We start from the raw sequence: 22,378 nt of genomic DNA, 5'->3' as shown, positions 1-22,378 counted from the left end.
GAGGCGCGCGGGGCCCGCGGGGGCCGCCCCGGGCCCCCGCGGGGCCGCGCGGGGGTCCCCCCGGCCCCCGTCGGCCCGCAAACCCCCCCGGGGGGGCCCCCCCCCCCCCCCCCCCCCACCGATGAGTCCGTCGGTGCTGTGATCAGTCGTTGTCGACCTGCTCGTCCGTGATCGTGCCCTTGGCCGCGTCCACGTCGAAGGTGGTCTTCTTCCAGTCCTTGGAAACCACGTCGATCTGCCAGACCAGAACGTTGCTGTCGTTCTCGTCGAGGCCCGCCGAGGTGACCGTGCCGGGCTTCTTGTCCGTGGCGACCTTGGCCGCCTGCTGGGGCGTCTGCGTCGCCTTGGAGATCTGGTCCGCCAGCTCCTGCTTGTCGGCGTCGCTCTGGTCGGCGTCCGGCGAGGAGTCGAGGACCTTTCCGGTCACCGCGTCGATGGTCACGTTGTGGGCGGTTCCGTCCTCCTCGGCGACCTCCGCGACCCACTTCGGGCTGCCGGCGCTGCCGCTCGGGCTCGGGCTGCCGGTGCCGCCCGGGCTCTCGCTGCCGGTCGGGCTCGGGCTGGTGCCGCCCGTCGGGCTGCCGGTCGGGCTCGGGCTGCCGGTCGCGTCGTCCTCGTCGTCGAGGCCCTCGAGGTCCAGGTCGGTCAGCTTGCCACCGGACACCTCGCCGACGGCCGTCGTTGCGGCCTTGTCGAAGGTGACCTTCACGGTCGACAGCAGTTCCTTGCGCTTGGCCTGGTCCTCGGTCAGCTGCGCCGTCCCGGAGGGGCTGGTCGTCTGCTTCGGAAGGACCTTCGCAGCCTCAGAGGTGGCCGCGGCGGTCTCGTCACCGCTGTCCTGACCACAACCGGTCACGAGGGTGGCGGCAAGAGCAGCGGCGCACAGGACGCCGCCGGCGAGGCGGAGCCGACGGGCACGCGGGGACACGGTCTTGTTTCGGCGGGGCTCAAATCTCATGCTGACATGCCTAGCCGTCCACACGAACAGTCATGTTGTCCGACCGGTGGGAGTCACCCGATCGACGGTGCCGTCCGCCCATTCGGCGTGTCGCGCGATTCCCGCCCGGTGCGGTCCGGACAAGGCGAATGGCGCCGGTCCGACGGAACCGGCGCCATTTCCTGACGGGAGCTGTGCGGCGTCAGGCGGTCAGCTGCACCTCGGCCGCCCCCGGCGCGGGGCCCAGCGATCCGGCCGCCGGGAAGCCGCGCAGCTGAACCGCCGCGGCAGCCAGGGCGTCGGGCACGGTCCTGGTTCCGGTGGTGACGCAGAGGGTGTAGGAGACATCTTCGAGTTGACGGCTGCTCTCGGAAGTGCCGAGCCGTGCATGGGCGCTTCGCAGTGTCTCGTAGCGCTTGACGAGATTCCGCAGCGTTGCGGGATTGGCCATCAGCACGGCAGTTCCTCTCCACAGGGCGGCCGGGAGCCCGTGGGCCCCGCGCCGACGAAGTCCGATCGCGCCGGCGGTACGCCTGGCGTCACGGGCGGCCGTGCGAAGCTGACAGCACGCGTCCGATCCCTTGCAGATGATGGTCGCCCCGCCTCACCCATTCCGCATCCGCAATCACGGACGGTCACCCGGCCATGATCCCCGGAGCGCCGTGCGCTCCGGTGGGAAACAATGGAGCTGACGGGCGAGCGACTTCTGCCGTGCCCGGTCGGAGGTGGTCATGGATTACCCGGAGAGTTACGAGCTCATCTTCCAGGCGGGCGGCGCCGAGGACGACGTGGTCGTCGTCCACCTCACGGCCCGCTCCGGTGCGGGCGGGTACCCGGTCTACGAGGACGAGACGGGAATCGTGCGGGCGGAGATCAGCCTGCGCGGCGAGGTGCGCATGCAGGCGAGCGGCGGTCACCAGGTCCTGGGGGCGCCCCTGCTGGCCCGGCCGCTGAGTCCACGCGGGGCGCACGGCAAGGGCTGAGGGGCTCCGGACCGCCGCAGCCGCCGGGGCGAAGTCCGTTCATGCCCAGTCCCCGCCCGAGTGTGTTTACTTTCTTGAAGTGCGACCGTAGTCTGCCGGTGAACCCACAGACTCGGGCATGAAACGGAAACGTAACCACATGTACGCACCGGAGCGGCAGCAAGAGATCCTCCGCATCGCCGGGGAGAGCGGGCGCGTCGACGTGCTGTCCCTGGCCGAGCAGTTCCAGGTGACCGCGGAAACGGTGCGGCGCGACCTCAAGGCTCTCGACCGGGCGGGGCTCCTCCGCCGGGTGCACGGTGGCGCGATCCCGGCCGGGCGGCTCGGTTTCGAGCCGGATCTCGCCGAGCGCGACACGGTCGCGGCCGATGAGAAGGACCGCATCGCCACCGCCGCGCTGGGCGAGCTCCCGGCCGAGGGCAACATCATCATCGATGCCGGGACGACGACCGTCAGGCTGGCGGCCGCCGTCCCCATCGACTCCCGTCTCACCGTGGTCACCCATGCCCTGCCGGTGGCCGCCCGCCTCTCCGATCACCCGGGGATCGCACTGCACCTGGTCGGCGGCAGGGTCCGGCACCGCACCCGCGCGGCTGTCGACGCCTGGGCGCTGAGCGCGTACGCAGAGATCAAGGCGGACGTCGTCTTCCTCGCCACGAACGGTTTTTCCCCCGAGTCCGGCCTGACCACCCCTGACCTGGCCGAGGCGGCCGTGAAGCGTGCCGTGATCGCGGCGGCCCGCAGGGTGGTGCTCCTCGCCGACTCGGGCAAGTCCGGTCAGGAGCACTTCGCACGCTTCGGCGACCTCTCCCACGTCGACCTGCTGATCACCGATACGGGGCTGAGCCCCGAGGACGCCCGGGCCATCGAGAGCCAGGGCACGGAAGTGGTACGCGCATGATCCTCACCGTCACCCCCAACCCGAGCCTGGACCGCACGTACGAACTGCCCGGGCTCACCCGTGGCGCCGTTCTGCGGGCCACCGCGGACCGTGTCGACCCCGGTGGCAAGGGCGTCAACGTCTCGCGCGCGGTAGCCGCCGCCGGGCACCGCACGGTGGCCGTCGCACCGTTGGGCGGGCCCGAGGGCGCGTTGCTGGCCCGGCTGCTCGGAGAACACGGCATCGAGGCCGCCGGGGTGCCGATCGCCGCCAGCACCCGTATCAACATCACTCTCGTCGAACCCGACGGCACGCTCACCAAGGTCAACGCGGCGGGACCCGAGATCACCCCTGCCGAGGCCGAACGTCTGCTGGACGCCGTCCGGGCCCGGTCGGAGGGCGCGGACTGGATCGCCTGCTGCGGAAGTCTGCCGCGCGGCCTGCCCCCGCAGTGGTACGCGGAACTGGTCGCCCGGAGCCATCGGGCCGGCGTACGGATTGCGCTCGACACCTCCGGTGCGGCGCTCGTCGCCGCGCTGGGTGAGCGGCCGGACGTGATCAAGCCGAACGCCCAGGAGCTCGCCGAGGCCGTGGGCCACCCGCTCGCGACCGTCGGTGACGCGCTCAAGGCCGCGCAGGAGCTGTGCGAGCTCGGCGCGCGGTCGGTGCTCGCCAGTCTGGGCGCCGTCGGACAGCTGCTGGTGGAGCCGTCCGGAGCGCACTTCGCCGTGGCGCGGGTGGACGCCGTCCGCAGCGACGTCGGTGCGGGGGACGCCTCGCTCGCGGGGTTCCTGTCCGCGGGCGGCACGGGCCGGGCGGCGTTGTCCGCCGCTGTTGCCCATGGCGCCGCCGCCGTGCAGCTGCCCGGGAGCGCCATGCCGACGCCCGCCGACCTCGATCCGTCCGCGGTGGTCACCACCGCGGACATCCCGATGGACCTGCCCCTCACCGAGCAGGCCCCATGACCCGCCCCTTCCCTGTCCAGCCGTACGACTACCCCTTCCCACGCGCCGTCCACCGGGCGGTCCACGAGCAAGGAGCCCCGCGATGAGTGAGCTGATCACCGCGGACCTGGTCGATCTCGATCTGTCCGCCGAGACGAAGGACGCGGCCGCCCGTTCACTGGCCGGCCGCATGGTCGCGGCCGGCCGCGTCACCGACCTCGACGGCTTCCTAGCCGATGTGGCGGCCCGCGAGGCCCAGATGCCGACCGGCCTGGACGGCGGCATCGGCATTCCGCACTGCCGGAGCGAGCATGTCACCGAGCCGACGCTGGCCTTCGGCCGCAGCGCGGGCGGCATCGACTTCGGCGCCCCGGACGGTCCCGCGGATCTCGTCTTCCTGATAGCCGCGCCCGCGGGTGCGGACGACGACCACCTCACCATCCTGTCCGGTCTGGCGAGAAGGCTCATGGACCCCGGTTTCACCGGCGCGCTGCGGGCCGAGGCGGATCCCGCCGCCGCGGCGGCCCTGATCCGCGGCGAAGAGGTTCCCGCGGCGGTGCCGGAACCGGAGGACACAGCCGCGGCGGAGGCGGCCGAGCCGTTCCGTATCGTCGCCGTCACGTCCTGCCCGACCGGGATCGCGCACACCTACATGGCCGCCGAGTCGCTGGAGGCGGCCGCACGCGCCCAGGGCGTCGTCCTGGACGTCGAGACACAGGGGTCGGCGGGCTTCGAGCGACTGGATCCGGCGGTGATCGCCGCCGCGGACGCCGTCATCTGGGCGCACGACGTCGACGTACGGGAGAAGGCGCGGTTCGGCGGCAAGCCGGTGGTCGACACCGGGGTGAAGGCCGGGATCAACCGGCCCGCCGAGCTCATCGCCGAGGCCCGGCGCAAGGCCGAGCGCGGGGAGATCAGCAAGTTCGCCGAGGGCCGCGAGGAAGCGGAGGCCGGTGCGGGCGGTTCCGCGGGGGCGTCCGGGCACTTCGGTGTCCGGCTGCGGACCTATCTGATGTCCGGTGTCAGCTACATGGTGCCGTTCGTCGCGGCCGGCGGGCTGCTCATCGCCCTCTCCTTCGCCATCGGCGGGTACGAGATCGCGAGCGCCAAGTCAGTGGCCGATCACTTCGTCTGGGGCGAGGCGGCCAGCTGGGCCGCGCTCCTCAACCAGATCGGGTCCGCCGCCTTCGGCTTCCTGGTCCCGGTGCTGGCGGGGTACATCGCCTACGGGATGGCGGACCGGCCCGCCCTCGTCCCCGGGTTCGTGGGCGGGGCCATCGCGCTCACCATCGACGCGGGGTTCCTCGGCGGTCTGGTGGCGGGCCTGCTGGCCGGTGCGGCGGTGATGGCGATCCAGCGGGTCAAGGTGCATCCCACGCTGCGCGGCATCATGCCGGTGCTGGTGATCCCCCTGCTCGCGTCGATCGCGGTCGGCTTCCTGATGTTCATCGTGGTCGGCAAGCCGATCGCCTCGCTGCAGAACGCCCTCACCGACTGGCTGAACGGACTGTCCGGCTCCAACGCGGTCATCCTCGGCGTCGTCCTCGGCCTGATGATGTGCTTCGACATGGGCGGCCCGCTGAACAAGGTGGCGTACGCCTTCGCGGTCGGCGGGCTGGCCGATCCGACGCCCGGCAGCCTCAAGGTCATGGCCGCCGTGATGGCGGCCGGCATGGTGCCCCCGCTGGCCATGGCCCTCGCCACGACCGTACGCCGCAAGCTGTTCACCGCGACCGAGCGGGAGAACGGCAGGGCGGCCTGGGTACTGGGCGCCTCGTTCATCACCGAGGGCGCGATCCCGTTCGCCGCGGCGGACCCCCTGCGGGTGATCCCGTCGGTGATGGCGGGCGGGGCCGTCACGGGCGCCCTGTCCATGGCGTTCGGCTGTACGCTCCGCGCCCCGCACGGTGGTGTGTTCGTCGTCCCGCTCATCGGCGAGCCGTTCCTCTACCTGCTGGCGATCGCCGTCGGCACCGCGGTGTCCACCGCTCTGGTCGTCGCCCTCAAGGGCCTGAGGCGGAACCCCGGAACCGTCCCGGCCGACGACGGTTCCGGCATCGCCGTGGCCGCCTGATCCCCGTACCTCCCGAACCGCAGATCCCTCTTCACCCAGGAGTGAACCCGTGTACCAGCGCACCGTCTCCGTCGGCTCCCGCAGCGGCCTGCACGCCCGTCCCGCCTCGCTCTTCGTGCAGGCGGCGGCGCGCCAGCCGGTCACCGTCACCGTCGCACGCGAGGGCGGCGCCCCGGTCGACGCGCGGAGCATGCTCTCCGTGCTCGCCCTGGCGGCTCAGCACGGCGATCTGCTGGTGCTCTCAGCCGTGGGCGAAAGCGCTCCGGACGCAGTCGAGGAACTCGCTAGCCTGCTCTCCCGGGACCTCGACGTGAAGGACCTCGACGGGAAGGACTGAGCGTGCCGGCAACGACCTGGGACCCGACGGACGAGGGCGTGATGCGGCTGCCGTCGGGCCGGCTGGTGCGTGGCCGCGGCCTGAGGCGTCCGCTCCCCCAGGGGCCGGAGCCCGCCTTCGCGGTCCATCTGCTGGGCGGTCCGCCACCCCCGGTGACCTGGGAGTCGCGGTGGCTCCGCTGGCCCGACTTCCGCCTGCCGGCCGACAAGGAGGCGGCACGCCTCATCCTCACCGAGGCGTGGAGCCGCGCCCCCGGTGAGCGGGTCGAGGTGGCGTGCGCGGGCGGCCGGGGGCGGACGGGCACGGCTCTGGCCTGTCTGGCCGTACTCGACGGGGTCCCGGCGGCGGAAGCCGTCGCCTACGTCCGCCGCAACTATCACCCCAGGGCCGTCGAGACGCCCTGGCAGCGGCGGTACGTGGTGCGCTTCGCGGAAACCTGACCGTGCCTCGCCGGTGTGCGGTCACTCCACCGCGTGCGGAACCGGAACCGTGGCTCCGCCGCCGGTGCGTACCGCCTCGACGACTCTCTGGTGGAGATCCCTGCTCGCTTCTTCGGAGGAGCACGGCACCGGACTGCCGGCCAAAGTGAACCAGTCCGATGCACCGCTGTACTGGACAGCGACCTCGGCCTGCTCCTCGGTCCACGTCGTGTGTACGGTCAGATCACCGCTCACGACACCTACCTCTTCGGTGCGCACTCCGCCGGTTCCCGCGAAGACACCGAGGGTGGTCCACGATGCCCAGTTCATGACGCGTCGCCTTTCGGGACGATGACAAGCCTGTCAAGCGGACTTGTCTTGAGTATGGCACCGGTCACCATCACTCGCACGGGTGTGTCCGTGAGTATCCGTCCGGTGACACCGAGGCGCCGGTCAGGGGTGCATGGAGGCACCCTTGAGGATCTTGTCGACGGCGTTGCGCGGCCCGTGGACGGCCAGGCCCACCAGGTCCATCGCGTCCCTCCGCACCGCGCGGACCGCGGCCCTGTTGGCCTCGTCATGGCCGGTCGCGAAGAGGTCGGAGGTGAACACGGCCGAGGTCACTCCCCTGCTGACCGCCCTGGTGTGCGCGGTGGTCAGGAGCTCCTTGGACCCGGCGAACACGAGAACCGGCTGCCGGAACATGGGCAGGTACGGGGTGTCGTCGGCGTCCGCGTACGGCTCGCCGATCACCTCGGGCACCTGGGTGCCGAGGCCGCTGACCAGGAAGGCGGTGACATTCAGGCGCTGCCAGGTCTCGAGGTCGTCGCGGAGCAGCACAGCGATCTTGGTGTCGAAGCGTACGGGTGCGTTGTCGTCGGTCATGCCACGAAGTCTGGCGAACCGGGGCGGCGGCCGTCTTGTACGAAGTTTGCACGCCGCTGCGGCCCGGGACGCCCTTGTACGCTTCATCCATGGGAGCACGTCCGGACATCAGCGCGTGGCGTCCGCGCGTCGAGGGGATCGACGAGGTCTTCCACGCGCACTTCGCCGACCACGCGTATCCCATGCACACGCACGACGCGTGGACACTGCTCATCGTCGACGAGGGTGTGGTCCGCTACGACCTGGACCGCCATGAGCACGGGGCGCCCAGTTCGGTCGTGACGCTGCTGCCTCCGCACGTCCCGCACAACGGCGGTGCGGCGACTCCCGGAGGGTTCCGCAAGCGCGTCCTCTATCTGAACACCGCGCAGATCGACGTGGATCTCGTCGGTCGCGCGGTCGACCGGCCCGTGCTGCGGGATCCGAGGCTGCGCCACCGTGTCGACCAGCTCCACCGGACGCTCGAGCGCCCCGGGGACGAGCTGGAGGCGCAGAGCCGTCTCGCGCTCGTCTCCGAACGTCTCGCCGGGCACCTGCGCGACGAGGCCGTCGCCCCGCAGGTGCCCGACCGGCGGGTCGCGTACGCGCTCCGGGATCTGCTCGACGAGCACTTCGTGGAAGGGCTGGCGCTGCGCGATGCGGCCGAGCGTCTGCACACCCATCACGCGCACCTGGTACGGGCGTTCAGCCGGGAGTTCGGCATGGCGCCGCACCAGTACCTGACGGGCCGCCGCGTCGATCTGGCCCGCCGGCTGCTGCTCGGCGGGATGCGCGCGCCGGAGGTCGCGGCCTCCGTCGGGTTCTACGACCAGTCCCACTTCTCCCGGCACTTCAAGCGCGTGGTCGGCACGAGTCCGGGGCACTACGCGCGCACCGGATCCGCGGCCTACTGACGGCGCTCCAGCGCGCCTCGGACGAACGCCGCCTGCCCCGCGTGCTGCAGGTCGTCGGCGATGACGCTGATCAGCCGTACGCCGAGGGTCACCGGCGGCGACCAGGCGTCGTCCACGACGCGGTCCAGGGCCCGGCCGTCGAGTCCCCGGACGAAGCCGAGGGTCTGCTCGTTCACGGCGTCGAAGTAGCCGAGGAGGAGGTCGCCCGACCCCACCGTCACGGAACCCACCTGCGCGCTGCTGTGTCCGTAGCCGGTCGAGCCCTCCTCCAGGGGCAGTTCGAAGCGGGACGCCCAGTCCTTCGCGAACCAGATCTGCTCGGTGCCCGCCGCGTCGGCGACATGGTCGTCCTGGACGCGCGTGAGGTGCCACACGAGCCAGGCGATGGAGTTCGCGTCGTCGTCGATCCTGGCGTTGAGGTCCTCGGGCGGGAGACCCTCGACTGCGGCGTGCACCGCTTCATGGATACGTTCGAACGCATCGGCGAGAATGCCTGCACTGTTCATACGACCACCATGGACGGTCCCCGGACGGGGCCCCGACTTCGACACGCGGCCGTCACGGGTGCACGGTGTGCAGCCACTTCGTCAGCAGGGCGTTGACCTCCGCGGGGCGTTCCTGCTGGATCCAGTGCCCGCACCCGTCCAGGATGTGCGAGGAGACCAGGCCCGGAAGAGTCGTGGGGTAGGCGGCGATGGCATCCGCCATCCAGGTGGTGGAGGAGTCGAGGGCGCCCCCGATGAAGAGGGCGGGGCAGGTGAGGCGGGCTCCGTCCCAGGCGGCCAGGTCCTCCCAGTCGCGGTCGACGTTCCGGTAGCGGTTGAGGGCGCCGGTGAGGCCGGTCCTTCCGAACTCGGCGCTGTAGACGTCCAGATCCGCCTCGGAGAGCCAGGACGGCAGAGCACCGCCGGTGAAGCGGTCCCGCATGGCCGCTCCGGTGGGCACGAAGAAGGGGCTGTCCGTGCCGGGCGGCGGCATCGTGTCGCCGGAGAGCGAGGTGCAGAACCCCGCCAGCCATCCGCGTACATCCGGTTCGATCTCCGCCTCGGCGCGGCCGGGCTGCTGGAAGTAACTGACGTAGAACTCCTCGTCCCCGCCGATACGGGCGAAACCGTCGGTGGGCCGGACCGGGTTCCAGGGGGCGTAGGGGACGCTGAGCAGGGCCGCGGCCTTGAACATGTCGGGGCGCAGCAGCGCACTGTCGGCCGCGATGGACGAGCCCCAGTCATGGCCGACGACGGTCGCGCTCTCCTCCCCCAGGGCGTGCACGACGCCGACGTTGTCGGCCACATGGGCCGTCATCCGGTAGGCGTCCACAGGCCCGGGGGCCGAGGAACGCCCGTAACCGCGTACGTCGACGGCGACCGCGCGGAAGCCCGCCGCGGCGACGGCGGAGAGCTGGTGGCGCCAGGAGTACGACGTCTCGGGGAAGCCGTGGATCATGAGGACGAGCGGGCCGGTCCCCTGTTCCAGGAGATGGATCCGGCCGCCGGGGGCGTGCTGCGGCATGGTTCTCCTCGGGTGATCGGTGCCTGCCGGCACGACCATCATTCGGGGCCGCGGGACCAGCGGCCAAGAGAACTTGCCATTACGGCAAACCCGTCTGCGCCCCCGTCAGACCAGGAGGTGCAGGAGGTGGGCGCAGGCCGCCGCCTCGTCCGGGTGCCGGGCGATCACCTCGTACGTGCCGCGCTCGTACGCGCCGGTCTCCCACACCCCGTCGGGCGCCTTCCGCAGGAACAGGAAGTCGGGTGGTGTGGGGGCCGGCTCGTGCACGCCTTCGATGCGGTAGTAGCCGTCGGCCACGCCGGCCGTGTGCAGCGCGGTGCGCAGTTCCCGGCGTTCCATGGCGGGTACTACGCGCCCACGGCGGTGAGGTAGGCGTGGTCCAGCAGCCACTTCACGTTGAGCCGCTGGCCCGCGCCGGGGTCGAGGAAGACGGCGTCGAGCTTGATCTGCTGGCCACCGCCGGGCTGCTCGAACCACGGTGCGATGCTGCCCTGCCAGACCCAGAACGGCTTGGCGACCTTGTAGACACGGTAGTCGCAGGGGACCTCGGTGTCGCGGGTGTTGAGGTTCTGCGGGGGCAGGGCGCGCTCCTTGTAGGCGTCGCCCGCCGGTGCGAGGTAACCGCCGAACTCCGATCCGAAGCGGTCCAGGCGCTGGCCGGTGCGCAGCTTCGCGGGCTCCTTGTCGATCTGGCCGTTGACCTCGGCGAAGCCGTCGTTGGGCGGGTACTTCCAGCTGCCCGTGTCCGCCGGTCCCTCCCAGTACCTGTTCAGGAAGGCCGAGGGGGACAGGCTTCCTGTCCGCTTGTATCCCTTGAGCAGCGGGCCGACGGGGGCCTGCTTCGTGGAGGGCAGCCACTGCGGGCCCAGCCGCGCGTCGCCCAGGAACTCACCGGTGCACGCATCGTGGACGACTGCCGCCGTCGTGCGGTCCTCGTGCGGTGCGGCGCTCGCGGTGGGTGCGGTCACCAGGCCGGCGGCGAGGCCGATCGCGGCAAGTGCTGTGCGGATACGGTTCATTCGGGGGTCCCCTCGGATGACGATGAGCGCTCGGTGAGCTCACGTAGGGTAACCGACCGACTGCGCACAGCGGTTGCGCCATGCCGTGCGCCGTCCGGCCGGGGAATGCCCGGCCGGACAGCGTTCTCTCAGTGGCCCGTGCCGTCCGGGACGAGGCCGTCGGCGGCGAGACCCTGCAGGACGGCCTCGCCGAGCGCCTGGACCGCGGACATCGGGCGGACCATCACGGTGAACTCCTTGATCCGGCCGTCCTCGTCGAACTGGAGCAGGTCGATCCCGTGGATCGCCTTGCCGTTCACCGTCGCCCTGAACAGCAGGATCTCCGAGGGCTCCTGGGTGCCCTCCGCACTGGTGGACGCCTCACCCTCGAAGTGTCCGACGTACCGGAAGTCCTCGAACGTGCGAAGGAGCACGCCGAAGAGTCCGAGCACCATCGGCCTGCCCTCGAAGGGGGTGAACTTCACCGGGCTGAAGAGGCGGGCGTCCTCGGTGAACAGCTCCTCCAGCGCCGCGTGGTCGCCCTTCTCGACGGCGGCCCTGAAGCGTTCCGTGGTTTCGGCGGTCATGGTCATCACTCCCCGGCTCCTGACGGTCGCCGTCGGGGCGACCGTTCGCTCAGGTGAGTGTGGCGCAGGGCCGGCGGGGCGGTGGCAGCGGGGCCGCGGCCGAGGGTCAGCCGGGCGTATCGGTGTAGCGGACGGTGACCTTCTCGAATCCGAGCGAGGCGAGCAGGCCCTGGAGCATCGAGGTGGTGTTCTTCTCGGCCCGCTTCGTCAGGCCGCTCTCCTCGGCCGCCTTCCCGATGTGCTGGGCGGCCAGCTTGTTGACCGCCTGCTCGCTACCGGGGTTGTCGGAGAAGAAGTCGCCGAGCCTGTCGAGGAGGCCACGCTGCTTGGACACGGCGTAGGAGCGGTCCGGGTCCAGTGCGGGCTTGCCCAGTACCGCGTGCGGCAGCACGAGTTCGGCCGTGGTGCGGTCCTTGTCGACGGTCACCCCGTCGGGCCCGACATCGCCGAGGTCGACGGAGGCTCCGACGGTGCCCGCGCCGACGTACAGCGTCCGGGTGCCCCGGACTGCGTCGGGCAGGAATTTGGCGTCCTTCTCCAGGTCGACGACGACCTGGAAGTTCCCGGATGCCGCCTCGTACGCGCTCATGTCCTGGATGGACTTGAGCACCGCGGGGCCGGAGCGGTCCGTGGTCTCCTCGCCGAAGAGGCCACCGAGCCCCGGCAGCAGGCTGATCCGGGAACCCAGGAGCAGCAGGACGAGCGCCGCGGCGCACACTCCCGCGAACGGCAGGCATCCCCGTGTGCGGGTGCGGCGACGCGGCGTGCCGTCGTGGCCGGGGTCCCCGGTGCTGTCTGTCCTTACGTCAGTGGACGTCATTCCTTCCGTGTGACCCGGTCCGGCGTTTTCAGTCCGCCCGGGCGGCCGGATTACGCCAGATCCTGTACGGGCGTGACGCCTTGGGCGGCTTCAGGCCCCGGTGGTGCCGTCCAGCCGTTCCCTCAGGAGGTCGGCGTGTCCGATGTGGCGCGCGTACTCGGCGATCATGTGGACGTACACCGTGCGCAGCGAGTAGACCGAGCCGCGCCAGGTGAGTGTGGTGTCGAGCGGCACCCCGGCCGCCGCCTCGTCGGCGAGGCGGATCTCCTCGAGGAGACGGGCGTAGTCCTCGGGTGCGCGGTCCGGGGAGAGGTCCTCGAAGTCCGCGTCCTTGCCCTTCTCCGGGTCGTACATCGAGGGGAGCGACAGACCCGCGAGACCCTGGCGGAACCATATGCGTTCCACCTTGGCCATGTGCCGGATCAGACCGAGCAGGGTGAGGTTGGACGGCTCGACGGTCTGCTCGGCGAGCTGCCGGCCCGTCAGGCCCGCGCACTTCTGCAGCAGTGTGCTGCGGTAGAAAGCCAGGAAGACGGTCAGTGTCTCGCGCTCGCTGCCGGTGAGCGGTCCGATGGTGCGGGTGGCTTCAGGAGCTGTCCATGTCATCGCATGATCATGCCTCGCGCCGGCCGGTTCGTGCGAGGGCCTGGCGTGCCCGCCTGGTCAGCGTGCGCCTCCAGGGAAGTCCCGGCCGCCTGCTGCTGACGGCCGGGGTCCCTGGGTTCCGCGGTCACTCACTCCAGAAGGTCTGCGTACGCCCCCAGAGCCAGTGCGACGTCGGTCTGTGCCCAGAACCGGTGGTAGGTGAAGACCGGGGCGGCTCCGCCGTCCAGATAGGCCTGCACCTTCGGCCAGTTCGGGTCGTCCTTGTAGAACGAACGGATGGAGAGGAACGTCGAGTCGTTGTCGACGGTGTCTCCGTTGGGCATCGCGCCCGTCCAGCCGTTCGGGACGTACACCGGGTCGTCGAACCTGTTGTAGTCGGCACGGGTCTCGGGAACCGCGATCCCCGCGTCGTCCTGGTAGTGGCTCCACATGCCGTCGAGCAGTCCTTCGGCCACGGTCTTCGCCTCGGCGTCACCGGACTTGGCGGCGTAGTAGGTCAGCGTCCTCGCGTAGGCCCCGGCCACCCCGACGTCGTTGGTGTAGTCGGCGACCGTGACGTGCAGCCCGGAGTTCGCCCCGGGGCTCGACGCGTTCCAGGTGTCGGGCGCGCCCGACCACTTGAGGGTGGACGGCATGAGGTAGGTGCCGTCCGGGTTGATGCTCGTCTCGGACAGCGCCCAGTCGACCCACTTGTCGAGTACGGCCTTGGCCTGTGCGTCACCCGACTCGTGGTAGTACTCCGCGACGCGCTCCATGGACCACGCCTGGAAACCGAACCACTGGTTGGACGGCGGGTCGTGGTAGACGGGCTTCTCGTCGTAGAACATGCCGTAGAAGGTCGGTGTACCGGCCGGAGGCTGGGCGTAGCTGCCCTTCCAGCTGTTGGTCGCGCCGCCCGCTATGGCTCCCTCGTCGGACTGGAGCCACTGGTAGAACTCCATCTGGCGGTCCAGGCTCTTGGCCCAGTCCTGCTGGCCCGTGGCCGACTTGGGCTTGAGGTCGGCGACGGAGCTCAGCGCGTAGGCCGCCATCGGGTTCTGGTACCCACCGTGGGCGTGGCTGGATCCGATGCGCCAGGACCAGCCGGCCGAGGTGTCGGTGGCTCCGCCCCAGGCGTAGTACCAGGACATCAGGTAGTGCGCGCTGTCCTTGCCGGTGCCCGCGGGGCAGGTGGTCGGGCCGACGCAGTTGCCGACCTTCTTGAAGTACTTGTCGAACATGGAGTAGCGGAGGTAGTCGCCCATCTTGGCGGCCTTGCCGACGGTCGCCGAGACCTCACCCGACTTGCCCTGCTCCTTCGCCCAGACGTCGGCCCAGTAGGCGGCCTGTACAGCACGGGCGTCAGCGTCCGGAGCGTTGGTGAACTTCCACTGCTTGGCGTAGGAGGCGTCCCCGGTGAACAGGTCCAGGTAGCCGTTGGTCCCGCCGTAGGTGAAGTTGTCGCAGGTGGGGTGGGTGACGGTCTCCCAGACCGACTCCTGCGGTCCGCGCTGGAAGGTGTTGATGTACGACGGACCCGTCTCGGTGGGACCGGCCGTGCACTTCCCGGGTGTGTTGCCGTATCCGTAGACGTTGTCGACGTCCTGGATCCAGTGCATCCCGTAGATGTCGTCGGTGCCGTACGCGCTCTTCAGTTCGCCGGCGATCGGGTCCGACCCGGAGGACGCCGATCCGTCGAGGACGGCCGGGTACTCGTTCGGGGTGTCGTGCTCGGGAGCGTACGTCGCGGGCTTCGACGCGTTGTAGAAGGAGTTCGTGGGCTGGTCGGCGTGGGTGGGGATCATGTACTTCTCCATGGTGGCCCACGCACCGTTGAACTTCGCCCAGTCCCCGGTGATCTTGCCGTACATCGCCTGGAGCCAGATCAGATAGCTGTACGCCTCCGACGTCGTCTCGTGACCCTGGTCGGGCGCCTCGACGATCAGCGTCTCCACGGAGTGGTAGGGGATGCCCTCCGAGGAGAAGTAGCCGTTCGCCGGGTCGGTGATCTTCCCGTACAGGTCGAGGAAGCGGGCGTCGTAGTCCTTCGCCTCACCGAGCTGGGTGACGGTGACCTCGGACTTGCTGTGGCCGGGGGCCGTGACGGTGAAGGTCGCGGCTCCCGTGCCGGATCCGTCGGCCGTGACGGTCACCTTCTGGGGCGTGCTCCAGTTCGACGGGGTGAAGGTGAGGCTCGCGCCACCGGTGACACTCAGACCGGAGTTGCCGGCGCTGCGCGCCACCGTGACGGTGACCGACGAGGCAGGCGCGGTGGACAGCGAGACCTCGAAGGTCCCCGACTTGCCCTGCTGGACGCCGAGTTGGGCCGGGGTGGCGACGACGGCCGGGCCGCTGACGACGGTGATGCCCGCCGGGGTCGACTCCGCCGACGCACCGAGGCTGTCGTACGCCCTGGCGTACACGGAGTGGCCGCCGGCGGAGAGTCCTTCGGCGCTGTGGGTGTAGGGGGAGGTGGTGTCCGTGCCGAGCAGCTTCGTGTCGTCGTAGAACTCGACCTTGCTGATCCCGGCGCCGTCGGCGGCCGCGGCGGTGGCGGCCAGGGGAACGGCGTCCCCGGCGGAGAAGACGGCGCCCGCCGCCGGGCTGGTGAGGACGGTGATCGGCGGCTGATGGGCGCCCACGCACGCCGTGCCGTTGACGGCGAAGGTGGTCGGTGCGGTGTTGGTGCCGCTGTAGGTGAACTGCGCGCCCGTCGTGGCGGCGCCTCCGGCGGCGATGGTGCCGTTCCAGCTCGCGTTCTTGACGGTCACGGTGCTGCCGGACTGGGACCAGGTCCCGTTCCAGCCGTTGGTGAGCTTCTGGCTGCCGGCGTAGTCGTACGTCACGGTCCAGCCGTCGAGCGCGGTGGAGCTCCTGTTGGTGACGGTGAGTTCGGTGCTGAAGCCCGAACCCCAGTCATTGGTCGTGTAGTCGACGCTGCATTGGACTGCGGCGGCCTGGGCCGGTGCGCCGGCGGCGGCGGTCATTCCCAGAGGAAGGGCCAGCACCGCCACGAAGGCTGTCCACAGCCGTCGGTTTCCGGCTCCGGTTCTGCCGGGTCTTCTAGGTAACCAGGTTCTTCGTGCGCGTCCCGATGGCATGCGCAGTACCTCCTCGCGGCTCGGCGACATGGGGGGTGTGCTGGGTTGAGCACAAGCCTTGAACCAGTGGGAGCGCTCCCAGCATGGGGATGAGGAAAAAGAGAGTCAAGAGACTTGAAGAGTCGAATTATTTCGATACCGAGAGATGAGAACGGGTGTGTTGACCGACACCACTTGACGCTCTAACGTCAAGCCACACCAGTGGGAGCGGTTCCACCAGTCGACGTGCCGTAGGGGGCACGCCCGATCTGCAAGGAGTCGCTCACGTGTCACCCCCGCACTTGTCGCACCTGTTCAGGCTGCTCCCCGGAGCAGTGCTCTGCGTGGCCGGCAACGCTCGCGCAGCCCTGGTCACGGCTTCCGGATCCGACCGGCTCCACCGGTCCGGTGGATCTCCCCGCCCCCGCCGACGGACCGCCCGGAACGGGCGTCCGGAACAACGAGCTCGTCGCACGCCGTGCGGCCGGGCATCGGCAGGGACACCCGCACCGCCCCCGCGCCCCCGAACGAGGAGTACCGGCTTGGCCTGAACCCCCTGGACCCACCTGCGCGTTCCGGCCGACGGGCCGATGCGCACGCCGACGGCATCGGCCATGAGGGCCGCGGGCACGCGGAACCGCCCGCCGCAGCGTGGCACCGCCACACCGCTCAACCATCCGTGCGAACGAGGACCGCTCGAACGCCTCACTCGCACCGGTCGCGCCGAAGTCCCCCTCGCCGCAGGCGAGTCGGCGAGAACACCTGCCCCGACGGCTTCGCGAGCCGTGCGGGGTTCGGCGACCGAAGACTCTTCTCCCGGACGGGCCCGGTACCTGGGACCGCTCACGGCCCCGTCCTCGATCAGCGACCACGACGGAACCCCACCCGTACGGAATCGGGCTGCGCGGCACCCGCGCGCCCTCGACAGCTGAGGAAACGGAATTCGTATGAGCCGCACGAGCCGCACCACCCTGCGCCGATCCCGAATGGCGCTCATAGCCGCGGGCGCACTCGTCGCCGCCGCCGCGGGCTCCGCCACCGCGGCGGCCCCCTTCGGAGCCTCCGCCGCGGCGGCAGCAGGCTGCACGGTCGATTACAAGATCCAGAATCAGTGGAACGGCGGGCTCACCGCCGCGGTGAGCGTCACCAACACCGGTGATGCCCTGGCCGGCTGGCAGCTGGAGTGGTCCTTCGCCGGCGGCGAGACGATCAGCCAGGGCTGGAACGCCACGGTCTCGCAGAGCGGCTCCGCCGTTACCGCGAAGGGTCTCTCGTACAACTCCGCGCTCGCCGGCGGGGCTTCCGCGTCCTTCGGCTTCAACGCGACGGGCAGCGGCAACAGCGCCGTACCCGCGACCTTCAAGCTGAACGGCGTCACGTGCAACGCCGACCCGTCGGGCCCGACCGATCCGACCGACCCGACGGACCCCACGGGTCCGACGGCCCGGGTCAACAACCCGTACGAGGGCGCCAAGGTCTACGTGAACCCGGAGTGGTCGGCCAACGCCGCCGCCGAACCGGGCGGCAGCCGGATCGCCGACCAGCCGACGGGCGTGTGGCTCGACCGCATCGCCGCCATCGAGGGCGCGAACGGCGGAATGGGCCTGCGTGACCACCTGGACGAGGCCCTGGCCCAGAAGGGTTCCGGCGAGCTCGTCTTCCAGGTCGTCATCTACAACCTGCCCGGGCGCGACTGCGCGGCGCTCGCCTCCAACGGTGAGCTCGGCCCCACCGAGATCGGCCGCTACAAGACCGAGTACATCGACCCGATCGCGGCCATCCTCGCCGATGAGAAGTACGCGGGTCTGCGCATCGTCACCACGGTCGAGATCGACTCCCTGCCGAACCTCGTCACCAACACCGGCAGCCGCGCGACCGCGACCCCGGCCTGTGACGTGATGAAGGCCAACGGCAACTACCAGAAGGGTGTCGGCTACGCGCTGAACAAGCTCGGCGACGCACCCAACGTCTACAACTACATCGACGCGGGCCACCACGGCTGGATCGGCTGGGACGACAACTTCGGCCCGTCCGCCGACCTCTTCAAGGAGGCGGCGACGACCGAGGGCGCGACCGTCGACGACGTGCACGGCTTCATCACCAACACCGCCAACTACGGCGCCACGACGGAGGACAACTTCTCCATCGACGACTCCGTGAACGGCACCTCCGTACGCCAGTCGAAGTGGGTCGACTGGAACCGCTACACGGACGAGCAGTCCTTCGCCCAGGCCTTCCGCAACGAGCTGGTCTCGGTCGGCTTCAAGTCCGACATCGGCATGCTGATCGACACCTCACGCAACGGCTGGGGCGGCGCGGACCGGCCGACCGGCCCGGGAGCGAGCACCAGCGTCGACACCTATGTGGACGGCGGCCGCTACGACCGGCGCGTCCACCTGGGGAACTGGTGCAACCAGGCCGGAGCCGGTCTCGGCGAACGGCCGCAGGCGGCACCCGCCACGGGCATCGACGCGTACGTCTGGATGAAGCCCCCGGGGGAGTCGGACGGCTCCAGCAAGGAGATCCCGAACGACGAGGGCAAGGGCTTCGACCAGATGTGCGACCCGAACTACGCCGGTAACGTCCGCAACGGCAACAACCCGTCCGGGGCGCTGCCCGACGCACCGGTCTCCGGCAAGTGGTTCTCCGCCCAGTTCCAGGAGCTCATGAAGAACGCCTACCCGGCGCTCTAGGCTCCGCGCCGGCGGGCTCCGGGCGCTCCCCCGCCCGGGCCCTCCCGCCGGCCGCGCCACCTGTCGAGCAGAGCGCGTCCGCGACCCACCGGCGCGGACGCGCTCCGGCGTGCGGCGGAGCCGGACCCACGGGGCTTCGCCTTCGTCGCCTTGGCCCCGGCAGCCTTGGCCCGGGGCTTGGCCTCCGCAGCCTTGGCCCGGGTCTTCGTCGCGGCGGGCTTCGTCCCGGCGGCAGGCTTCGCCCCGCGCTCGGCGGCCGGCTTCTTCGTGGCCGGCGTCCGCGGTCCGGGCTTCTTGTCGTCCGCCGCGGCAGGCTCGTCCGAGAGGGCGTGGTAGCGGTGGCTGATGCGCCGACCCACCAGCGCATACCCCAGCAGCGCCCCCGTCGTGTTGAGGATCACGTCGTCGATGTCGAAGGCGCGTCCCGCCACGAGGGCACCCTGCGTCAGCTCGACGACCGCCATGACGAGCACTGTCAGCACGGTCATCCGGAGCATCCGGAGACGGCGCGGCACCAGAATCGGCAACAGCACACCGAACGGTGCGCCCATCAGGATGTTTCCGCCCGCCTGTTTGCACGCGGCGAGGAAGGTGTAGTCCTCCGCGTACTGCCGCAGGGAGCGCCCCGGCCTCAGATTGGAGGTCACGATGTCCTCCGAGGCGGGCGACGGCGTGAGCGTCAGCTTCGCCAGGACCACGGAGAACGCGACCAGCGCCACGAACGCGGCAGCAAGCACTGCCGCGCGCAGCAGTAGACGTCCTACGCCTCCGCGTCGTGCACTACGATTCGCCTCTGCTGTCATGGCGGAACGGATGCCCCCAACCTCCGCGGCCACACCCCCGGTCCGGGTGCGACGATGTGCGCATGAGCGCACAGAAGAAGGACGAGCTGCTGGCGGAGGCCGTGCGGCTGCGGGAGCAGGGTCATCCCGAACAGGCCAGGGAACGCCTCCTCGCCCTCACCGCCTCGTTCCCGGACGCGGTGGACGTCGCCTACCAGACCGCCTGGGTCCACGATGTGCTCGGCCTGGAGGCCGAGGCGGTGCCGTATTACGAGCGGAGTCTGCAGGGCGACGGACTCACCGATGAGGACCGCCGGGGAGCGCTGCTGGGACTCGGCAGCACCTATCGCGTCCTGGGCAGGTTCGGGCAGGCCGTCGAGACGCTCAGGCGCGGTGCGGCGGAGTTCCCGGACGACGGGGCGCTGAGGACCTTCCTGTCCATGGCCCTCTTCAACACCGGCGAGCACCATGAAGCCATGCAGCTCCTGCTGCGCCTGGTCGCGACGACGAGCGACAGTCCGCACGTACAGCAGTACCGGCCCGCCATCGAGCATTACGCGGCGGACCTCACCCGGACCATGTGAGCGCGGGGCGGGGCAAAGGGGAAGCCCCGGCCGGATCGGGGGAATCCAGCCGGGGCGGCTTGTGTGCGGAGGTGAAGACGGGCCGCTGTTCGGCGGTCTTCGGTCACTCACCCCTACGCATAGATGAACGATAAACCACCACCGGGCGTTCCCGTGAATCCGCCCCCCGTCGTGTGATCCACACCACGGCCGTGCAGGCCGGAGTGCCTGCGCGGCCGACGGGGAGGGTGGTGCGGCCGATCGTCAGCGGGCCTCGCGGAACACGACGTGACGCCCAGCGGCCGGGTCGAACTTCCTCAGCTCCAGCCGGTCGGGGTCGTTGCGCCGGTTCTTCCGCGTCACATAGGTGTGGCCGGTTCCGGCCGTTGACCGGAGCAGGACGACGGGCCTGGTCTCACTGCGCGCCATGGGGCCTCCAGACAGGGACTCCGACCTCACTCCCGGGGTGGGAATGGGTGTCGTTTTCGTTTCTGGTCCGCACAACACGCGCAAGGACCCCGTCATTCCCTCCACCGAACCCGGGACACGGGCCGCCCGCACCCCCACCCGCAGCCCTCGAACGGGCGATCGACGCACGACCGGCACCCTCGCTCGAACGATCCGTCGATCGGCCCCGGGAGCGGCGCCGACAGTCGTCCGTCGACGACTCCACGCGACTCCGCATATGCCCTGATCCCGGCCGGTGCGAGCCGTGCGGGGTCGCACGCGCGGGCGCACGCCGAGCAGCTCACGCCCGGCGACTTGCGTCAACTCCCCACCAGGGGCAAGGGTGTTCGGCGGACCTCCGCTCCACCCAGCCGATGGCATATGCCGGAAGCAAGAACGTATCGAGTGTTGCCAAACCCCTTACAGGGCCCCGCGGCCTGTGCAACAGTCGTGTTCGGTCCACCCCCACGAACCGGCCGTACCGCCTGTATCGGAGTACCAGATGCCGTCCCATCTGTTTGCGGACCGCCCGGCCCCACAGCCGCCCGAGCGGGACGCAGTCGACGCCCTGATCAACCGGACCCGGCTGCTCCGCGGCGATGTGGACGCCGTGCGGCGCGACACCTCCGTGATCGAGGACGACGACCCCCAGCTGCGCTGGCAGCGGGCACTCTGCGAGCTCGCCGTCCATCAGCTCGACGACCTCGGCGAGCATCTGGGACAGCTGAGGGACGGCATCTTCCACGCCACCGCCGCGGAGCCCGTGGGAGAGCACCCCACGACACCGGCCGAGCCTCCGACGGGCTCGCTCCTCAGCAGGGTGGGCAGCGCCGAGTGGAACCTGCTCACCGACGAGGTCAGCTGGTCCGACGAGCTGTACCAGATCTTCGGCAGGAACCCGGAGGCAGGAGCGCTGTCCCTGGACGAGCTGCCGTCCCTGCTCCTCGCGGAGGACCAGCCTCTCCTGACATCGATGGTGACCGACTGCCTGGTGGACGGACGGCCGATAGACGGCGAGTTCCGGATCCTGCTGCCCGACGGCGGGATGCGCACCCTGCACATGATGGGCGAACCCGTTCTCGACGCGGACGGCTGCACCGCTTCCATGTGGGCGGTCCTGCGCGATGTCAGCAGGCTGCGCCGCAGCCAGCACATCGTGGGCAGGACGCGGGACACGCTGCGGCGCCAGGAGCACATGGCCCGGGCCGAGCACCGGATGGCGGTCGAACTCCAGGAGGCCGTTCTCCCGCCGTGGCGTGGCTCCCTGCCGATACCCGGCCGGGGCGCGAGCGGCTTGGACATCGCCGCGCACTACCTGCCGTCGGGGTCGAGCGACCTCATCGGCGGCGACTGGTACGACGCGCTGCCGCTCCCGGACGGCACGACCCTGCTGACCGTCGGGGACCTCACCGGTCACGGGATCCCGGCGACCTCGGCCATGGCGATGCTGCTCGGGGCGCTGCGCGGCATGGCCGTGGCAGGCATCGGCCCGGGGCCGGTCATGGGCCACCTGAACCAGCTGATCGAAAGCTCGGCACAGCCGGCCCTGGGCAGCGCCGTGTGCTGCCGCTTCGATCCGGCGACCGGCACGCTCGTCTGGGCGCAGGCAGGACACCCCGCGCCGCTGCTGTTCCGCGACGGAGTGGGGCGTCCTCTGCCGGCGCCGGACGGAGTGCTGCTCGGGGCGGCCTCCGGAGTCACCTACGAGCAGGACCAGGTGGATCTGCTGCCGGGCGATGTGCTCGTGCTGCACACCGGCGGGCTGAGGGGCCGGGACGACCGGAGCGCCGGCCCGGACATGCTTCTTGGGCTGGCGCCTCGGTTCGCGCAGGCCCGTACGGCACAGGAGTGCGTACGGATCGTGGTCGAGGAGCTCGGATCTGCCGAACGGCTCGACGACGCCTGCGTGTTGGTGGCCCGCGTCGAGGCGTGAGCGAGCCCTGGACGTCCTGCCGACATTCC

The 22,378-nt window shown here is 70.6% G+C and carries 24 protein-coding genes; 10 read left to right on the top strand and 14 right to left on the bottom strand.

Going from position 1 to position 22,378, the window contains the following annotated elements; all coding sequences use genetic code 11:
- Nucleotides 1–142: 142 nt before the first annotated feature.
- Together ACIRD8_RS06670 and ACIRD8_RS06665 are read right to left on the bottom strand one after the other, a co-directional pair.
- On the bottom strand, nucleotides 143–958 hold the full coding sequence (locus tag ACIRD8_RS06670) for a PepSY domain-containing protein (protein WP_403987092.1): 816 nt from the start codon (nucleotides 956–958) through the stop codon (nucleotides 143–145).
- 181 nt (nucleotides 959–1,139) lie between these two features.
- Complete coding sequence (locus ACIRD8_RS06665; RefSeq protein ID WP_403987089.1) at nucleotides 1,140–1,394, bottom strand: DUF5133 domain-containing protein; 255 nt, start codon at nucleotides 1,392–1,394, stop codon at nucleotides 1,140–1,142.
- Nucleotides 1,395–1,668: 274 nt separating this feature from the next.
- Between ACIRD8_RS06665 and ACIRD8_RS06660 the strand changes: the two genes are divergently transcribed.
- From ACIRD8_RS06660 to ACIRD8_RS06635, 6 genes are all read left to right on the top strand, one after another.
- The gene (locus ACIRD8_RS06660; protein WP_403987086.1) at nucleotides 1,669–1,920 is read left to right on the top strand and encodes a DUF6296 family protein; all 252 of its coding nucleotides are present in this window, start codon (nucleotides 1,669–1,671) and stop codon (nucleotides 1,918–1,920) included.
- Between the two features lie 139 nt (nucleotides 1,921–2,059).
- A complete protein-coding gene (locus ACIRD8_RS06655) occupies nucleotides 2,060–2,821 on the top strand; it encodes a DeoR/GlpR family DNA-binding transcription regulator (RefSeq protein WP_403987292.1) in 762 nt (253 codons plus the stop codon).
- Nucleotides 2,818–3,765, top strand: a complete 948-nt coding sequence (gene pfkB, locus ACIRD8_RS06650) for a 1-phosphofructokinase (RefSeq protein ID WP_403987083.1) — start codon at nucleotides 2,818–2,820, stop codon at nucleotides 3,763–3,765. Before ACIRD8_RS06655 ends, pfkB begins: the two co-directional genes overlap by 4 nt.
- 82 nt (nucleotides 3,766–3,847) lie before the next feature.
- A complete protein-coding gene (locus tag ACIRD8_RS06645) occupies nucleotides 3,848–5,818 on the top strand; it encodes a fructose-specific PTS transporter subunit EIIC (protein ID WP_403987080.1) in 1,971 nt (656 codons plus the stop codon).
- A 49-nt stretch (nucleotides 5,819–5,867) separates the two neighbouring features.
- Nucleotides 5,868–6,155: an HPr family phosphocarrier protein gene (locus ACIRD8_RS06640; RefSeq protein ID WP_403987077.1), complete on the top strand. Its 288-nt coding sequence runs from the start codon at nucleotides 5,868–5,870 to the stop codon at nucleotides 6,153–6,155.
- Between the two features lie 41 nt (nucleotides 6,156–6,196).
- Nucleotides 6,197–6,595: a protein phosphatase gene (locus ACIRD8_RS06635; protein WP_403987289.1), complete on the top strand. Its 399-nt coding sequence runs from the start codon at nucleotides 6,197–6,199 to the stop codon at nucleotides 6,593–6,595.
- Between the two features lie 21 nt (nucleotides 6,596–6,616).
- Here the strand turns inward: ACIRD8_RS06635 and ACIRD8_RS06630 are convergent, their stop codons facing one another.
- A complete protein-coding gene (locus ACIRD8_RS06630; protein ID WP_403987074.1) occupies nucleotides 6,617–6,904 on the bottom strand; it encodes a hypothetical protein in 288 nt (95 codons plus the stop codon).
- 123 nt (nucleotides 6,905–7,027) lie between these two features.
- Nucleotides 7,028–7,459, bottom strand: a complete 432-nt coding sequence (locus ACIRD8_RS06625; protein WP_403987071.1) for a DUF2000 family protein — start codon at nucleotides 7,457–7,459, stop codon at nucleotides 7,028–7,030.
- An 89-nt stretch (nucleotides 7,460–7,548) separates the two neighbouring features.
- Between ACIRD8_RS06625 and ACIRD8_RS06620 the strand changes: the two genes are divergently transcribed.
- Nucleotides 7,549–8,352 (top strand): AraC family transcriptional regulator, encoded by an 804-nt coding sequence (locus tag ACIRD8_RS06620; RefSeq protein ID WP_403987068.1) that lies wholly within the window; start codon nucleotides 7,549–7,551, stop codon nucleotides 8,350–8,352.
- Here ACIRD8_RS06620 and ACIRD8_RS06615 read toward each other — a convergent pair.
- The 8 genes from ACIRD8_RS06615 to ACIRD8_RS06580 all read right to left on the bottom strand — a co-directional run bounded on the left by ACIRD8_RS06615 (nucleotide 8,346) and on the right by ACIRD8_RS06580 (nucleotide 15,838).
- Complete coding sequence (locus ACIRD8_RS06615) at nucleotides 8,346–8,858, bottom strand: DUF664 domain-containing protein (protein ID WP_403987065.1); 513 nt, start codon at nucleotides 8,856–8,858, stop codon at nucleotides 8,346–8,348. The genes ACIRD8_RS06620 and ACIRD8_RS06615 overlap by 7 nt on opposite strands.
- Nucleotides 8,859–8,910: 52 nt before the next feature.
- Entirely contained in the window at nucleotides 8,911–9,900 is a 990-nt protein-coding gene (locus ACIRD8_RS06610) for an alpha/beta fold hydrolase (protein ID WP_403987062.1), read from the bottom strand.
- 66 nt (nucleotides 9,901–9,966) lie between these two features.
- On the bottom strand, nucleotides 9,967–10,200 hold the full coding sequence (locus ACIRD8_RS06605; RefSeq protein WP_403987059.1) for a hypothetical protein: 234 nt from the start codon (nucleotides 10,198–10,200) through the stop codon (nucleotides 9,967–9,969).
- Between the two features lie 8 nt (nucleotides 10,201–10,208).
- Nucleotides 10,209–10,880 (bottom strand): TNT domain-containing protein, encoded by a 672-nt coding sequence (locus ACIRD8_RS06600; protein ID WP_403987056.1) that lies wholly within the window; start codon nucleotides 10,878–10,880, stop codon nucleotides 10,209–10,211.
- 128 nt (nucleotides 10,881–11,008) lie between these two features.
- Nucleotides 11,009–11,446, bottom strand: a complete 438-nt coding sequence (locus tag ACIRD8_RS06595; protein WP_403987054.1) for a nuclear transport factor 2 family protein — start codon at nucleotides 11,444–11,446, stop codon at nucleotides 11,009–11,011.
- Nucleotides 11,447–11,552: 106 nt separating this feature from the next.
- A complete protein-coding gene (locus ACIRD8_RS06590) occupies nucleotides 11,553–12,266 on the bottom strand; it encodes a DUF4230 domain-containing protein (RefSeq protein ID WP_403987051.1) in 714 nt (237 codons plus the stop codon).
- A gap of 90 nt (nucleotides 12,267–12,356) precedes the next feature.
- Nucleotides 12,357–12,872: a DinB family protein gene (locus ACIRD8_RS06585; protein WP_403987048.1), complete on the bottom strand. Its 516-nt coding sequence runs from the start codon at nucleotides 12,870–12,872 to the stop codon at nucleotides 12,357–12,359.
- Nucleotides 12,873–13,000: 128 nt separating this feature from the next.
- Nucleotides 13,001–15,838 (bottom strand): glycoside hydrolase family 48 protein, encoded by a 2,838-nt coding sequence (locus ACIRD8_RS06580; protein WP_403987045.1) that lies wholly within the window; start codon nucleotides 15,836–15,838, stop codon nucleotides 13,001–13,003.
- A gap of 1,040 nt (nucleotides 15,839–16,878) precedes the next feature.
- On the opposite strand from ACIRD8_RS06580, the gene ACIRD8_RS06575 reads away from it, so the two are divergent.
- The gene (locus tag ACIRD8_RS06575; RefSeq protein WP_403987042.1) at nucleotides 16,879–18,624 is read left to right on the top strand and encodes a glycoside hydrolase family 6 protein; all 1,746 of its coding nucleotides are present in this window, start codon (nucleotides 16,879–16,881) and stop codon (nucleotides 18,622–18,624) included.
- On the opposite strand, the gene ACIRD8_RS06570 is transcribed toward ACIRD8_RS06575, so the two are convergent.
- Nucleotides 18,621–19,427: a VanZ family protein gene (locus ACIRD8_RS06570; protein WP_403987039.1), complete on the bottom strand. Its 807-nt coding sequence runs from the start codon at nucleotides 19,425–19,427 to the stop codon at nucleotides 18,621–18,623. The genes ACIRD8_RS06575 and ACIRD8_RS06570 overlap by 4 nt on opposite strands.
- Nucleotides 19,428–19,489: 62 nt before the next feature.
- Here ACIRD8_RS06570 and ACIRD8_RS06565 point away from each other — a divergent pair, with 62 nt between their 5' ends.
- Entirely contained in the window at nucleotides 19,490–19,990 is a 501-nt protein-coding gene (locus ACIRD8_RS06565; protein ID WP_403987036.1) for a tetratricopeptide repeat protein, read from the top strand.
- Between the two features lie 243 nt (nucleotides 19,991–20,233).
- Here ACIRD8_RS06565 and rpmG read toward each other — a convergent pair whose 3' ends face one another.
- Nucleotides 20,234–20,398, bottom strand: coding sequence for a 50S ribosomal protein L33 (gene rpmG, locus ACIRD8_RS06560; protein ID WP_033304921.1), 165 nt, complete (start codon nucleotides 20,396–20,398; stop codon nucleotides 20,234–20,236).
- A gap of 520 nt (nucleotides 20,399–20,918) precedes the next feature.
- Between rpmG and ACIRD8_RS06555 the strand changes: the two genes are divergently transcribed.
- On the top strand, nucleotides 20,919–22,349 hold the full coding sequence (locus ACIRD8_RS06555) for a PP2C family protein-serine/threonine phosphatase (protein WP_403987033.1): 1,431 nt from the start codon (nucleotides 20,919–20,921) through the stop codon (nucleotides 22,347–22,349).
- Nucleotides 22,350–22,378 lie beyond the last annotated feature (29 nt).

Source organism: Streptomyces sp. NPDC102451 (genome assembly GCF_044765485.1).
Lineage (GTDB): Bacteria > Actinomycetota > Actinomycetes > Streptomycetales > Streptomycetaceae > Streptomyces.
The sequence above is the reverse complement of the archived record's forward strand: the minus strand, read 5'-3'. Positions and strand labels throughout refer to the sequence as shown.

What these genes read in the sequence shown, in the direction of transcription:
- ACIRD8_RS06670 (WP_403987092.1), bottom strand. Translation starts at nt 958, where the DNA reads ATGAGATTTGAGCCCCGCCGAAACAAGACCGTGTCCCCGCGTGCCCGT.
- ACIRD8_RS06660 (WP_403987086.1), top strand. Translation starts at nt 1,669, where the DNA reads ATGGATTACCCGGAGAGTTACGAGCTCATCTTCCAGGCGGGCGGCGCC.
- ACIRD8_RS06655 (WP_403987292.1), top strand. Translation starts at nt 2,060, where the DNA reads ATGTACGCACCGGAGCGGCAGCAAGAGATCCTCCGCATCGCCGGGGAG.
- pfkB (WP_403987083.1), top strand. Translation starts at nt 2,818, where the DNA reads ATGATCCTCACCGTCACCCCCAACCCGAGCCTGGACCGCACGTACGAA.
- ACIRD8_RS06645 (WP_403987080.1), top strand. Translation starts at nt 3,848, where the DNA reads ATGAGTGAGCTGATCACCGCGGACCTGGTCGATCTCGATCTGTCCGCC.
- ACIRD8_RS06635 (WP_403987289.1), top strand. Translation starts at nt 6,197, where the DNA reads ATGCGGCTGCCGTCGGGCCGGCTGGTGCGTGGCCGCGGCCTGAGGCGT.
- ACIRD8_RS06630 (WP_403987074.1), bottom strand. Translation starts at nt 6,904, where the DNA reads ATGAACTGGGCATCGTGGACCACCCTCGGTGTCTTCGCGGGAACCGGC.
- ACIRD8_RS06625 (WP_403987071.1), bottom strand. Translation starts at nt 7,459, where the DNA reads ATGACCGACGACAACGCACCCGTACGCTTCGACACCAAGATCGCTGTG.
- ACIRD8_RS06620 (WP_403987068.1), top strand. Translation starts at nt 7,549, where the DNA reads ATGGGAGCACGTCCGGACATCAGCGCGTGGCGTCCGCGCGTCGAGGGG.
- ACIRD8_RS06615 (WP_403987065.1), bottom strand. Translation starts at nt 8,858, where the DNA reads ATGAACAGTGCAGGCATTCTCGCCGATGCGTTCGAACGTATCCATGAA.
- ACIRD8_RS06610 (WP_403987062.1), bottom strand. Translation starts at nt 9,900, where the DNA reads ATGGTCGTGCCGGCAGGCACCGATCACCCGAGGAGAACCATGCCGCAG.
- ACIRD8_RS06605 (WP_403987059.1), bottom strand. Translation starts at nt 10,200, where the DNA reads ATGGAACGCCGGGAACTGCGCACCGCGCTGCACACGGCCGGCGTGGCC.
- ACIRD8_RS06600 (WP_403987056.1), bottom strand. Translation starts at nt 10,880, where the DNA reads ATGAACCGTATCCGCACAGCACTTGCCGCGATCGGCCTCGCCGCCGGC.
- ACIRD8_RS06595 (WP_403987054.1), bottom strand. Translation starts at nt 11,446, where the DNA reads ATGACCGCCGAAACCACGGAACGCTTCAGGGCCGCCGTCGAGAAGGGC.
- ACIRD8_RS06590 (WP_403987051.1), bottom strand. Translation starts at nt 12,266, where the DNA reads ATGACGTCCACTGACGTAAGGACAGACAGCACCGGGGACCCCGGCCAC.
- ACIRD8_RS06585 (WP_403987048.1), bottom strand. Translation starts at nt 12,872, where the DNA reads ATGACATGGACAGCTCCTGAAGCCACCCGCACCATCGGACCGCTCACC.
- ACIRD8_RS06580 (WP_403987045.1), bottom strand. Translation starts at nt 15,838, where the DNA reads ATGACCGCCGCCGCCGGCGCACCGGCCCAGGCCGCCGCAGTCCAATGC.
- ACIRD8_RS06575 (WP_403987042.1), top strand. Translation starts at nt 16,879, where the DNA reads ATGAGCCGCACGAGCCGCACCACCCTGCGCCGATCCCGAATGGCGCTC.
- ACIRD8_RS06570 (WP_403987039.1), bottom strand. Translation starts at nt 19,427, where the DNA reads ATGACAGCAGAGGCGAATCGTAGTGCACGACGCGGAGGCGTAGGACGT.
- ACIRD8_RS06565 (WP_403987036.1), top strand. Translation starts at nt 19,490, where the DNA reads ATGAGCGCACAGAAGAAGGACGAGCTGCTGGCGGAGGCCGTGCGGCTG.
- rpmG (WP_033304921.1), bottom strand. Translation starts at nt 20,398, where the DNA reads ATGGCGCGCAGTGAGACCAGGCCCGTCGTCCTGCTCCGGTCAACGGCC.
- ACIRD8_RS06555 (WP_403987033.1), top strand. Translation starts at nt 20,919, where the DNA reads ATGCCGTCCCATCTGTTTGCGGACCGCCCGGCCCCACAGCCGCCCGAG.